6 protein-coding genes are annotated in these 13,244 nt (G+C 45.2%); all 6 read right to left on the minus strand.

Translation table 11 applies throughout. From position 1 onward, the window contains the following. Positions 1-5 precede the first annotated feature (5 nt). The 6 genes from IZT61_RS06215 to IZT61_RS06240 all read right to left on the minus strand — a co-directional run bounded on the left by IZT61_RS06215 (position 6) and on the right by IZT61_RS06240 (position 13,108). Complete coding sequence (locus IZT61_RS06215; protein WP_196100312.1) at positions 6-1,631, minus strand: RagB/SusD family nutrient uptake outer membrane protein; 1,626 nt, start codon at positions 1,629-1,631, stop codon at positions 6-8. Between the two features lie 23 nt (positions 1,632-1,654). Beyond that, positions 1,655-4,807: a SusC/RagA family TonB-linked outer membrane protein gene (locus IZT61_RS06220; protein WP_196100313.1), complete on the minus strand. Its 3,153-nt coding sequence runs from the start codon at positions 4,805-4,807 to the stop codon at positions 1,655-1,657. A gap of 63 nt (positions 4,808-4,870) precedes the next feature. After that, positions 4,871-6,298, minus strand: coding sequence for a sugar porter family MFS transporter (locus IZT61_RS06225; protein ID WP_196100314.1), 1,428 nt, complete (start codon positions 6,296-6,298; stop codon positions 4,871-4,873). A 4-nt stretch (positions 6,299-6,302) separates the two neighbouring features. After that, a complete protein-coding gene (locus IZT61_RS06230; RefSeq protein ID WP_230383875.1) occupies positions 6,303-8,123 on the minus strand; it encodes a class I mannose-6-phosphate isomerase in 1,821 nt (606 codons plus the stop codon). Positions 8,124-8,858: 735 nt separating this feature from the next. Continuing rightward, a complete protein-coding gene (locus IZT61_RS06235) occupies positions 8,859-11,012 on the minus strand; it encodes an alpha-glucuronidase family glycosyl hydrolase (RefSeq protein WP_196100315.1) in 2,154 nt (717 codons plus the stop codon). Positions 11,013-11,032: 20 nt separating this feature from the next. Continuing rightward, positions 11,033-13,108: a glycosyl hydrolase 115 family protein gene (locus IZT61_RS06240; RefSeq protein WP_196100316.1), complete on the minus strand. Its 2,076-nt coding sequence runs from the start codon at positions 13,106-13,108 to the stop codon at positions 11,033-11,035. Positions 13,109-13,244: the final 136 nt, after the last annotated feature.

Here is a 13,244-nt window from a genome sequence, read left to right on the forward strand (position 1 = left end):
GCTGATTATTGATATCCTGGGTTCTGAGTTAAATTTTTATTGAGGCCGATTTCACTTGAGGGAATCGCCCATAAATAATCTCTTTGGGGATTAAATTTGCGTTGCTGGGTTCTGATGTATCCCCCATCGATGGTTTGGTCGGCTGCAAACTTTGCGCCGTGGGCGAAGCCGTTCATCGTCACTTCGGCCACTTTCCATCGCCTGATGTCATCCACTCTCAATCCTTCCATGGCCAATTCTGCCCTACGCTCTCGACGGATCACGTTGGTTAAATCGCCCGAGGGAAAACTCAATGCCGCAGCATCGGTAAACCCTGCCCTTGCACGAAGCGCACCAATTGTTTTTGCCCAAACTGCCGCATCCATTTGACCAAGACTATTCTTGGCCTCGGCATAGGTCAATAAAACTTCGGCATAACGGAATAAATGCAGGTTATTGCCCGATACAAAACTCGATAATGCGCTGGGATCAAAATATTTCCGCCAGTAATAGCCCGTTGCCGATGCACTTTGCGAGCCAGGCGAATATTCGTCAAGGCCGGGCTGAACCGGATCTGAACCGGGCCTGATGTAAATCGTTTTTGTCGTATTATCGGGATTTACCCAGCTATATCGATCGTAAACTACCGTTGCCGTAAGCCTTGGGTCGCGGTTTACGTACGGGTTGCTTTCTACATAGCCCGAACCGGCCTCTTTAATTCCTTTTCCATTGAGCATAATATAATCATCTACCAACTCTTGCGTTGGTGCCATATTGCTCACCCTGCCGCCGACAGTTCTCGGTGCAAAGTCCCAGAAATTTTGCCATGTTCTTACCGCAGGCACATATTGAAGCGACAATATGCTTTCGTTGTTGGTTGTATTAGTCGCGGGATCGCTGAACAAGGCACTGTAACTTGGCGTTAGTGAATAGGTGCCGTAAGTTGCCTGGTTATTAATCAGTTTTTCGCAAATGGTTACAACTTCCTGCATCCTGTTTCCCTGATACAACAATGTGCGCATTTGTAAAGCAAGCGCTGCGCCTTTGGTTATGCGGCCGTTTTCGCTCGCTGGCAGCTGGTCTTTGCTCGGCAAGTTGGGAATAGCTTCCTCTAGTTGGCTCACTATATAATCTACTACTGCTGCTTTGGAAGTGCGTGGAATCACTTGTGCTTCTTCCGGCGTTAAATCGTGATCTGGAAGCGGCACATCGCCATACCATTTAGTTAGGTTAAACAGCGCAAATGCCCGCATAAACTGGTTTTCGGCCTTCATGCGTGCAATGGTTGCCTGCGGAAGCGTTTTGTTCTGATCTACATTTTCTAAAAATATGTTTACCGACTTGATGGTTTTATAATAACTCGCCCAATCGCCGGCAAATTTCGCCGTAAGCGATGTTGCGTTGCCACTGGCAATGAGGTTTAAATCGCCCGATGGAGAATAGGCATTATCTGAAAGCGCCTCGGGTTCAAAATATAGATTACTGTTGTACAGCAGGCTATAATTATTATTTAAGGCATTGGTTACGTTGATATCCACTGTCCAGAAGGTTAAGTCCGAAAACCTATCCGTTGGGGCGATATCCAGCTTCTTACATCCTGCAATTGCAAGGATGATGGCAGCTATGATGAGGCTTTTATTTAAAAATTTCATATGAGTAATTCTAACCGTGAATATTAAAAAGTGATATCGAGCCCTGCGCCATAAAATATTGGTAAAGGATATTGGCGGGCACTGTTTGAGCTTGAACCGGTGCTTAGGTTGTTTCCAAACTCCGAAGTTTCGGGATCGATGAATTTAAGCTTGCTGAGCGTAAACAGATTTTGGCCGATCAGCGATACACGCAAACGCTCTATGCCTGCTTTTTTGGTGAAAGCTTGCGGTAGTGTATAGCCAATATTTACGTTTTTGAGGCGTGCATAGGCCGCATCGTATTTGTAAAGGTCTGATCCTGTTCTCCAGTTATTGGTGTTTGATGGTGATCCGATGTTTGCAAATATCGGGTAACGGGCATCCGGGTTGTTGGGTGTCCAGTAATCCGTCATGTGCTCATAAACCGTTGCGCCGTAGCCATAGTGAAATGGTTCAACAAGCTCGCCCCTTAAAAATGTTTCACGCTTGCCAACGCCTTGTATAAACAACTGAAAATCGAAGCCTTTAACAGCCAAACGGTAGGTAAATCCAAAAGTGTACCGTGGGAAAGGGTTGCCCAGCACCGTTTTGTCTTTGGCATCGATCACGCCGTCGTTGTTCAGGTCTTTAAATTTCACATCGCCCGGAACCACCGCATTGCCTGCAATTTTTGGCGAGTTGGTAATGTCTGCCTGATTTTGGAAGAAACCATTGGTTTCATAACCATAATACTGAGTAATTGGTTCTCCAACACGGCGCAAGAGTTGAAACACATCCTGATTGATGATTTGCTCGGTTGCGCCTCCCGATAGCTTAAGTAACTTATTTTGGTTATCGGCTACGTTAATGCTGAAGCTCTGGGTAACATTTTCTCCGCGTAAGTTGTAGGTTAAAGCTGCTTCCCAACCTTTGCTTCGTACTTTGGCCACATTAAAATCGGGCGTTGCGGCACCAAAAATTGCGGGTACATCCTGCCTTGGCTGAAGAATATCTCTGGTTACCTTGTTAAAATAATCAAAAGAGGCCGTTAACCTGTTATCAAAAAGGCTTGCGTCTAAACCGATATTAAAAGTCGATGCTTTTTCCCAGGTTAGGTCTTTGTTTGATAGCAGGGTGCCCGCTCCGCCCACGGGTACATTATTAAAGCCGTAAGCACTGGCATAATTGAAATAGGTGGTTTGGTACTGAAAATTGCCCACATTCTGATTGCCGACTACGCCATAAGTAACCCGCAGCTTAAGGTTGTTAACTGTTTTTTTGATGGATTGCATGAACGGTTCTTCAGAGATAATCCAGCCGGTACTTACCGCAGGAAAAAAGCTGCCGCGATTTCCTTTCGCAAACTTTGATGAAGCATCGTACCTTGCGTTGGCCTCAAACAGGTACTTGTTTTTAAAACTGTAGTTTAACCGGCCAAGCGCCGAAACAAGGCTGTAAGAATTTATGGCCAGGCTGTTGTTTGAGTTAATGGCATCAACAAGGGTTCCGGTTGTTGGGGTACCCAGTAACTGATCGGTAAGTGTTTTTTGCAATTGAAATCCCCGCTGATTGTAGTTTTCGCTTTCGACGCCTACTTGCGCCTTAAACTCGTGGTCGGAGATTGTTTTACCGTATTCGAGGTAAACTTTGGTGTTAAAAAGCTGCGATTTACTGTTTGCATCGAGCACCGAACGGTCATCGCCATAAACTCCCGAAGGCAGATAATTTACCTGTGTCCGACGGAAAAACGTGCCGTTATTTTGCAGCGTACCACCGAATTGACCTGTTAACTTTAAATCGTTTGTAATGTTCAACTGCCCATTGAAAGAGCCGAAAATTTCGTCGTTATCGGCCTGATTGAAACCGCCTTTTTCTAACACGCCATATTCGTTGTACTGAGAGGCGAAGGGATTGGTTAAATAGTTGCCGTTTTCATCTTGCCAGTTAAAGTTGTGCGGAACCCTGTTGGCATCGGCGAAGATGTTATTATCGCCCACGCTGTTGGTTTTGTTTCGGCTTTTTGTGTAAAGGAGGATAAAGTTTGTTCTGAGCTTGCCGATAATATTGGTCTGGTTCAACCTCAGGTTATACTTTTGATAGCCAAAATTAGCGCCCTCTCCGCCATTGCCGATGAAATTGCTTTCCTGATCCTGGAATCCGGCAGAAACAAAAAATGCACTTTTTTCGCCACCACCTGCGATATTTACATTATGCGATTGCTGGGGTGCGGTGCGCAAAAGGTGCTCAATATCCCATGTACCATCGCCCTGCGCTTTCAGCTCCTGAATTTGATCGGGCGTATAGGCAGGACTTAACCCGGAGTTGACCAGCGATTCGTTTTTATAATAAGCATTTTGATAGGCCGGCACTTTATGTACCAAAACGTTGGCATCTTGAACGCCATAACTGCCATTATAGGTAACAGTGGTCTTCTTGTTTATCTTTCCGGCCTTGGTGGTAATGAGTATAACGCCATTGGCGGCTCTGGAACCATAAATGGCGGCCGAACCTGCGTCTTTCAGTACGGATACACTGGCAATGTCGTTTGGGTTGATTGTATTTAAATTGCCACCAACGATACCATCTACAACAACCAATGGGGTGTTGTCTCCCAGCGTGCCTACGCCCCTGATATTTACGGTTACATTGCTGCCCGGATTTAAGTTTGTTTGCTGAATAATTAAATTCGGCGACTCGCCCTGCAAGGCCTGATAGGCATTAAGTACAGGTTTATTCTCTATGTTTTTTGCATCGATAGTGCTTACTGCACCGGTAATCGATACCCGCTTTTGAGTACCGTAACCTACAACAACAACCTCATCCAACGCATTTTCGCCGCCCGGCTGCAACCGAACATTGATTGTGGTTTGCCCGGCAATTGCAACATCCTGACTAATGTAGCCTACATAGGAGAAAGTAAGGCTCCGGGAAACGAGATTATCGGGAACGGAAAGGCTGTATACACCGCTGTTGTCGGTAACTGCTCCTACCGATGTACCCTTAATTTGCACGGTTACACCGGGAAGCCCCAATCCTTTTTCGTCAACAACTTTACCGCTAACGGTAACATTTGCAGCGTGTTGCGCTGTAACGGCCGTTGCTAATGGCTTGGCAGCGAGGTAGCCAGGCGTAAAGGGAACCAGTATTGATACCAGTAGCACAAGCTGCCAGAGGGGCAGTCGCCTAAGTTTTTTTGTTTCGTAAAATTTAAGTCTCATAACATTTTGGTTAGTTAAATGCTGGTAAGCATTTTGTATATCGGGTTAGGTTTTTATTAGGGTTTAATTGGTGTGCTTGTTTTGCTGATAGCTTCGCTGCCAATGGGCATCGATTTCTTCGAGCGATCGTCCTTTGGTTTCGGGAATCAGTTTCCAGGTAAGGTAAAGTGCCGGAGAGCAGCAAATTGCGAAGATCCAAAACGTCCACGATGAGCCGAGTCCCTGCAGCATAATCGGGGTAAGCTGTCCGACGAAGAAGTTGCCGATCCAAAGTGTTAGCGTGGCCAACGACATGGCCTTGCCACGGATTCCGTTGGGAAAAATCTCTCCGATGACCACCCAGCAAACGGGTCCGAAAGAAAAGGCAAAACAGGCAATAAAAGCAAGAATGAAAATCAATATCCACGGACCTGAAATAACGCCGAGTTGAAACAGCAGACCAATAATGATTAGCGAAACTACTGCGCCGCCAACACCAATGTATAACAGCGGCTTTCTTCCCCATTTATCAACGGTAAAAATGGCTACAAAGGTAAAAACCACGTTTACAAGGCCAATAGTTACCTGACCGCCCAGTGCATTATTTAAGGTAAAACCGGCTTGCTCGAGGATTCTTGGTCCGTAATAAATTACTGCATTAATGCCGCAAACCTGCGATAAAAAGGGCAGTAAAAGGCCAATCCACAATGCTTTTCGGTAAACTGGTTTAAACAAGGTGCTGAGCGAGCGGTCTTCGCTGGCGGTTTCTTGTGCGGCAAAGGCATCGAGTTCTTTTCTCGCGGCCGTTTCGCCATCAATTTTGATAAGGATTTTACTGGCCAGATCGGTTCGCCCTCTGGAAAGCAACCAGCGGGGAGATTCGGGCACCAAAAACAACGAGATAAGGAATATAAGTGCAGGCACTGCGCCAAGCCCGAGCATTGCCCGCCAAACCTCGGCCGAAAATATTTTTTCAGCATGATTGCCTGAAAACAAATCGATTTGGTGGCTTGCCAGATAAGCATTGGTAAAATAAGCGGTTACAATGCCAATGGTTAGCGCAAGCTGATATAATGATACCATGGTTCCCCTTAACCTTGATGGTGCAAACTCGGAAATATAAAGCGGCGACACCATAGAGGCTACGCCAATTCCAATTCCGCCAATAAGCCTAAACACGATTAAGGAAGTGAACGAAGCGGCATACATACAACCGAGTGCGGAGGCCAGAAACAGCAATGCGGAAAGAATAAGCACAATTTTTCTGCCGAATTTGTCGCTCAGCTTACCAGAAATTACTACACCGATAATGCAGCCAAGGAGTGCACAACTCACAAACCAGCCTTCGCTAACGGCATCGAGCCCGAAATCGTTTTTTACGAGGCTTATCGTTCCGGATATTACTGCGGTATCGAAGCCAAACAAAAACCCGCCAAGCGCCGCAACCAAACAAACCAGATAGAGGTAGGAACTGCTTCTTTTTATTTCCATATTTTGTTCTTTTAGCATCATGTTTCTATTTTAAGAAAGCCTTAATCACTTTCGCCCTTGCCTTGCCATTATTTATTATCTTGTAGCTTTTAGCTGCTGCGGGGATAACGAACGTTTCGGCAAAAGCAAAACTCATGGTAGCGCTATTATCTGTGGTTACCGCAATTGAGGTTCCCTCAACCAGCATCAGCACATGGCAAAGGCCTTCGGTTTGTACTTCAACTTCCGAATCGAATTCTAACCGGTGTATATCGTAAAAATGGTCGGCATGCGTAGGCAAATGATAGCACACCACTCCATCGGCTTCGTCCAACAAATACGGTTTGGATATTAATTGTTCTGTAACCTTGTCGCCTTTTCTGCTGAAATCGAGATTTTTAAAGGCGTGATCGATGTTGATTGGCCGAGGTTTCCCATTCAGGTCAAGCCTCAGCCAGTCGTACATTTTGAACGTAAAGATGTATGGAGTTGCACTAATTTCTAATACGAGGTTTTGTGCGCCGGCGCTGTGAATGGTGCGATTTGGAATCAAAAACAGGTCGTGCTTTTTGGCTTTGTGAACCTGAACATATTTTTCAATGTCCACTTCTACTCCATTTTCATTGCTATTTTGAAGCACATTTTTAAATTCATCGGCATTAATGTCTTCCTGAAAACCGAGGTATACGGAAGCATCGTCGTTACAATCTAATATATAGTAGGTTTCATCCTGCGTAATTTGCTCGCCGAATTGTTCTTTAATATAGTTTAGGCTTGGGTGGCACTGTATAGATAGATTGCCGCCCTCGAAAGTATCGAGAAAATCGAACCTGATCGGAAACTCGGTTCCAAAACGTTCAGCGTGTTTGCCCAAAATATTTTTGCCCTGGAGAAACATCAGTAAATCAAACGATACTTCGAGCAAGAGCCCTTCACTTTCGAAAACGATGCCATTCTCTGGCACAATCAGTTCGAACGACCAGGCGTAATTAACCTCATTCTGATCGAGCTGCGGCATGTGCCGTTTCATCCATTGGCCGCCCCAGGCGCCGGCGGCAAACCACGGGCGGGCCCGAAAAACGGAGGTAGACATTTTATTCAACCCATCGCGAATGGTATCAGCATGCGCCCAGTTAATTTCTTCATCCCACTGCGCATCGACGAATACATCTGCACGCTGCACCAAACTTTCTTTATGGTTGTTGAGCACCACCCAATCAACAAAATAGAAACGTTTGTACATTTCTGTTGGCTCCTGTGGTTGCGATTTACCTAAATTGCAGATTGCACCTGCACTCATACGGTGCTGGAGCTCATTTTTGGGTAAATCTACATAAACAAGGGCGGCATCCCAATCGCTTAGCGAAGCACCGCAGCCTACCATAATATTAATATCGAACTCGTGGCTGGCAGCACTGCTTTTCATTGCCTCCAAATCGAAAAAGTCTGCCAATGTTAATGTAGTCTTTCTGCCCCAAACGGCGTCTTTTTCGCCGAGAAATTCACCGGCCATTTCGTCGATTACCGCTTCATTTTTGAAAAAAGAGGCGGTATCTATAATGTTTAAGCTCAAGCCCCGCGAACCGAGTTCCTGTGTTAATGAACTAATAAAAAGATTCCAATAAACGCCTACATAACCGTCGATAACAACTGTTTTTTGTTCGGCGATATAATCACTTAAGGCTGCGTAACCGTTAAATATTTTTTGATCACCAAGGGGATAATACGGATATATATCGTAACCAGTGGGCTTATTAATGGCTTCAGTAAATGCCGGCATAATCTCCTGCTGGGTTTTTCGCATCGGTTCTTCTATAGACATATCTGTGTTGAGATTCTGATAAATGTTGCTTTTATTTTCGTTCATGTTTACACATTGTTTTCAATTTAAAAGTCGCTGCTATTCATCTAAACGAGCATTGGTGAACGCTACTGACTCTGTATGAAAACGTTTTAGTTATTCCAAAAACTGTATTGACTAGCCCCGTTTTAAAAAATGAATTTGGTAATTTTAATTTTTGAGAAAACTCGCTAAAAATTTGGTTAGACAATACACTTTGTTAGTATGTACATACAAATGTATTATTAAAAAATTAGGATGCAAATATTTTTTGATTATTTATTTAGGGTTAATATGTGTCTTAATGACAGTTTATTCTTTTTTTAGGAATATTAGAATTGAAAAGCGAGTTATTTATGTATATACATAGTGAGGAGCTTTTCTTGGTCGTACAGGATTTCTCCATTATTTCGGCAATGAATGCAATGAGCCTACCAGTGGCCTATCAGTCATCCGATCAATATAGGCTACTTGCAGGTATTCATCGGATGACTACATGTTCTTTTTTTATCCGTTGACTAAAGTCAACGGCAATGAATGCAATGAGCCTACCAGTGGCCTCTCGGTCATCCGACGAATATAGGCTACTTGCAGGTATTCATCGGATGACTACATGTTCTTTTTTTATCCGCTAACTGAAGTCAACGGCAATGAATGTAATGAGCCTACCAGTGGCCTATCGGTCATCCGATGAATATAGGCTACTTGCAGGTGTTCATCGGATGACTAAAAGATTTAACGACTCCACAATTGGAATGAACCTTAGCGACTGCCTTGGGTTTTTAATAATGCTTTCACTTCATCGAGTGAGCGGCCGGGCGGCGTAAGCACAGCTGGAATCGGCCGATTAGAAAGCGACTGAAAATAAAGCACATTGGCATCACGCCACAGCGTGGCTTCCTCATGTTGAGTGGTTAAAAGCGACTGCACTTTTTTGAACTGCTCAGCATCAACAAAGGGGCCAAGTTGGTTCCATTGGTCAGCCATTTTTGCCACCTGTTCAACACCTTGATAATAATGTCTGCATAATCCATCCCAAACCGGAAGTCCTGATTTCAGTTTAAAATCCCAGCTCACATGATGAAACCACAGGAGGTATTTTTCGGGACAGCTTTTAGGATCATCAAAAATCTCTTTGAGCGGGGTTTGGTATTGTGCGGTGGCCTTGCTGCCAGCGCTGCTCCTATCGTACCCAATTCCTAAACGGTCTGCCCGGTGAAAACTCTCTGCTGAAAGAACGGGAGCTGGCTTATCTCGCCTCCAGGGCGCCGGCCGGTAGTGGCTAACGTCCATTAACATCGTTAATCCCAAAGGCGTCATGTAATCTACAGCGGCCTCCCTTGAGTTCATCATCATATCGAGTGCGGTATTGATAAATTTCGGATCGTTGGAAAACGTTAATCCGAGCCATTCCTTTGCAATGTCAGCTGATGTTAGATCAGGGTTCCAGGCCAACCTGCCAAACGCAAACCAATTGGCCTGTCCAAAGGGATGCCCTGTCCAGTTTTTAATGTTACCGACGTTGGCCACACCCGCAATTGCCGTTTGCTGCCCGGCTGAGATCTTTTTGCTGATCACCTTTGAAATCGTCGCCCCCTTTCCCCATGCATAAGTATCTGCTTGCAGGCATTCCTCAAATAAGGGCGCCAGATAAACGAGATGCTTGTCGAACCCCAGATACTCCTGGGTAATCTGCACTTCAAGCATCAGCTGTGTATTTGGCATTGCGCCGAACAAAGGGTTAAAAGGTTCGCGGGGCTGAAAATCGATGGGGCCATTTTTAACTTGCAAAAGCACATTGGAGCTGAATTGTCCATCGAGCGGTTTAAATTCGTTGTAGGCTTCAACCACCCGGTCGTCGCTCGCCTTGTTGTTGTAAACAAAGGCCCTCCACATCAATAAACCATTATGCGGCTTTAATAAATCGGCCAGTAGGTTGGCTCCCTGTGCATGGCTGCGCCCGTAATCTTGCGGGCCTGGTTGCCCCTCGGAGTTTGCTTTTACGCAGAAGCCGCCAAAATCAGGTATCGCCTGATAAATTTCTGCTATCTTCTCTTTCCACCATTTTTTAACGTCCTCATTTAGTGGATCGGCAGTTTTTAACCCGCCCAGTTCCATTGGCGCCGTAAATTTAGCGGTGAGATAAACCCTGATGCCGTACAGCCGCAACACATTGGCCAATGCTTTTACTTTTGCAATGTATGCTGTAGAAAGTATTTTTGAGTTGGCGTTTACGTTGTTTAATACCGTTCCATTGATTCCTATTGAAGCGTTGGCCCGTGCATAATCGATGTAGCGGGGATCAATTCGTTTGGGCAACTCTTCCCACTTAAAAATGGAATTTCCGGCATAGCCCCGCTCAACCGAGCCGTCTAAATTATCCCAATGGTTAAGAATCCTGTTCTCAATTTTCGGGTAATCGCTAATGAAGATACTTTTCAAATGTACGCCATTTTGTAATTCAGTAAGCAGTTTAAACACGCCATAAAGCAAGCCAACATCCTCGTTGGCGACAACAACCAAACGTTGCTTTCCCTTAAGTTTGGCAGTAAATACCATAAAACCATCTTTGCCCAATTTGCTCAGCGCTTTGGTTTGTTCTAAATCTCCAAGTTCTGGGCACGTTCTGGGCGTTGCTACAATAAGGGTAGCCTGTTCAACCGAGCTCGCCAGCCTTAAACGCGCTTCCAGGAGGCCGATTGAAGCGGTTTCGATCTCTTGTTTTGCCACCGTGGCAGTGGGCGAAGTTGAGGGGAAATAAACAGCACTTAAAAAGCTTCTGTATTCGGCTGCCACGGCTTTGTTGGTAATGCGGTTATACCGCAGCCACAACTTGTAACCATCTTCGGCCTTTGCCCAATAACTACCGAGTACAAGAAGGAGTAAACAAGCGATTCTCAAAAAATTTTTCAACATGGTTGCTTTCGTCAATGGTGCTATTTTAACAGATTTTGAAGTTTTTCGAGTACGTTATTGAACCCGAATACGCGATCGCCGGCATACCAGTCGACAAAAATTCCGTGCTGGGTGCTACCAAGTGCCGAACGTGCCTGCTGAAGTTCGTCGATTGCTTTTTTAACAAATGCCAACCGCTGCCCGTTGTTATCAGGTTGTTTGCTATAGCCCATCGAAAGATTAAACAGCGCCAGATTAAGGTGTTCCATGTATTTGGCCTGAGCAATTAAATTATCATCGAGAAAAGTACGCTGCCCGGCACTTACCGACTTTTTAACGATCTCTGCCTTGCGTGCTACCTCGCCAAAACGTGTAGCTGAGCGCTCGGTTTCTTTAATCAGCGCCTCAATTACCGTTTCACATCCGTTATCTTGCGGCACAATGTTATAAGTTCGGTTCTTCTCTTGTTCGGCTGGTATATCTGTTAACGGGTTACTGGTATAAGGGCGGCCAAAGGCTGTGGCAAGCTCTTTCAAGGCACGGTTATACCGCAAATCCTGAAATACAAACTGGCGGTCGAACCCTTCCAGTACCGGCTTTCGCTGGTTCCAGTAAGATTGGTAAAAGGCGCTGTATAGTGTCGCGATGCTGTTAGCCCGCTGTTTACCAAAGTAGGTGGCGCAATAACGTTTAAGAAAGGCATCGGTATCGAAGCTGTTAAAATTCCACATCATTTCGGCGTGGGCAGAAAGCTCCATTAAATGCTCGCGGAGGTTGCCGGCATTAACCACAGCAAATGCAATTGGCTGATTGGTTTTAGAGGCAACGTAACGGAAATTCTGCTCCATTTTCCACGGACCTTCTGCTGCAGCCAGGTGGCTTCCGGTTGATGTAAACTGGTAATTGAAGTAATAACCAAGGCGTAGATTTCTCGATTGATCCAACTGCTGTAAATCTAGGTTCGGGTAGTGATCTCTGCGGGTTGCTACATAAGTCCATATAAAAGTACTATCTGCCGGTGGTTTAATGAGGTTTCTGGCCAGAAGATCAGAGAGCTCATCGTAAAAAATGGTTCGGAATTGCGTGTTTGGATTTTTGGTAACGCTCAATACAATCTGGCGTTGTCTTTCCAGCATGTCGCTAATTACTTTTCCGCGTTCGGTGGCCGATTCGGGCGCATCGGTAAAGGTATACCAGAAAGGGTGATCGCCACTGCCCCTAAAGCCCAGCACCCAAAGCATATCGATTTTATTTCGAACGATGCTTTCTACATTGTATCGCCAAAATTCTTCCAGCTTATCTAAATTAGCCAGCAATAACTTAGGCGGCGCCATGTGCCTTACTTTTTCCCAGTAATCTTTCCAACCGGCAAATGAGGCATTAAGCGGACTGTGGTGATGGGTGGTATTGATCAATCCGTAAGCCTGAATGAGCTTGGTGGTTTTAGATACGCTGTAGGGCTTGTTGTAGTCGCGTTCATCGTCAAACCACTCTACCGTATTTAGTTTTAAGCGCAGCATTGTTTCCAGCCAGGTCTCATAATTAGCCTCGCTCTTTTGCCTCCAGGGCGCAAATAAGTCGGTATCGTTGGGAAACCACGCCCTATATTTAACTGTTGGCGATTTGCTCAGGATATTTAGTCGATCACTCACCGCAACCTGCTTTTTTGCGATTGGCTTCCAGGAGCAAAAATACCACAACGGCGGCACGCCAAGTATTTTTTCGCTAAAGGTATAAATGGCGTATATAGTTCCGCGAACGTCACTCCCCTCGAGTACAATGTGTTCCCCCGAAGATACTTTGCTAATATAAACGTGGCTCTCCTCCCACCCTGTTACAGTGGCAGGAAGTGCAACGGCAGATTTGGAGTTAAACACAATAATACCCGGACCGGCAAGTTGTGCAGTAGGCTTAATTACCACATTGGCACCCAACACTGTGCCCAGGTCGCGTTTTAGGGCCGAAATGGCGATAGCAATAGGACTATCGGCCGGGGCATCGGTGTAAATTACCACTTGGTTGCCGAGAATAACATCCTTTCCAACCGCATTAAAACCCACGAGGCAATTAAACAAAATGGCTACAAAAACCAAAATAAGAGGCTTGTTTAAGATCATATTTCTGAGATGATTTTCTATCGATGTCGTAGCGCTGATCTAAAAATGAACAGGTGACAGCTAAGGCTGAATGTAGACAGAGAATACCAAAAACACATTATCTTTTTTCATTTTAATGCGGCGATGCGGACTATCG

The organism is Pedobacter endophyticus, assembly GCF_015679185.1.
Taxonomy (GTDB): Bacteria; Bacteroidota; Bacteroidia; order Sphingobacteriales; family Sphingobacteriaceae; genus Pedobacter; species Pedobacter endophyticus.

Excerpts from the sequence above, each read along its gene's own strand:
- IZT61_RS06240 (WP_196100316.1), bottom strand. The coding sequence starts at position 13,108 with ATGATCTTAAACAAGCCTCTTATTTTGGTTTTTGTAGCCATTTTGTTT.
- IZT61_RS06230 (WP_230383875.1), bottom strand. The coding sequence starts at position 8,123 with ATGAACGAAAATAAAAGCAACATTTATCAGAATCTCAACACAGATATG.
- IZT61_RS06225 (WP_196100314.1), bottom strand. The coding sequence starts at position 6,298 with ATGATGCTAAAAGAACAAAATATGGAAATAAAAAGAAGCAGTTCCTAC.
- IZT61_RS06235 (WP_196100315.1), bottom strand. The coding sequence starts at position 11,012 with ATGTTGAAAAATTTTTTGAGAATCGCTTGTTTACTCCTTCTTGTACTC.
- IZT61_RS06215 (WP_196100312.1), bottom strand. The coding sequence starts at position 1,631 with ATGAAATTTTTAAATAAAAGCCTCATCATAGCTGCCATCATCCTTGCA.
- IZT61_RS06220 (WP_196100313.1), bottom strand. The coding sequence starts at position 4,807 with ATGAGACTTAAATTTTACGAAACAAAAAAACTTAGGCGACTGCCCCTC.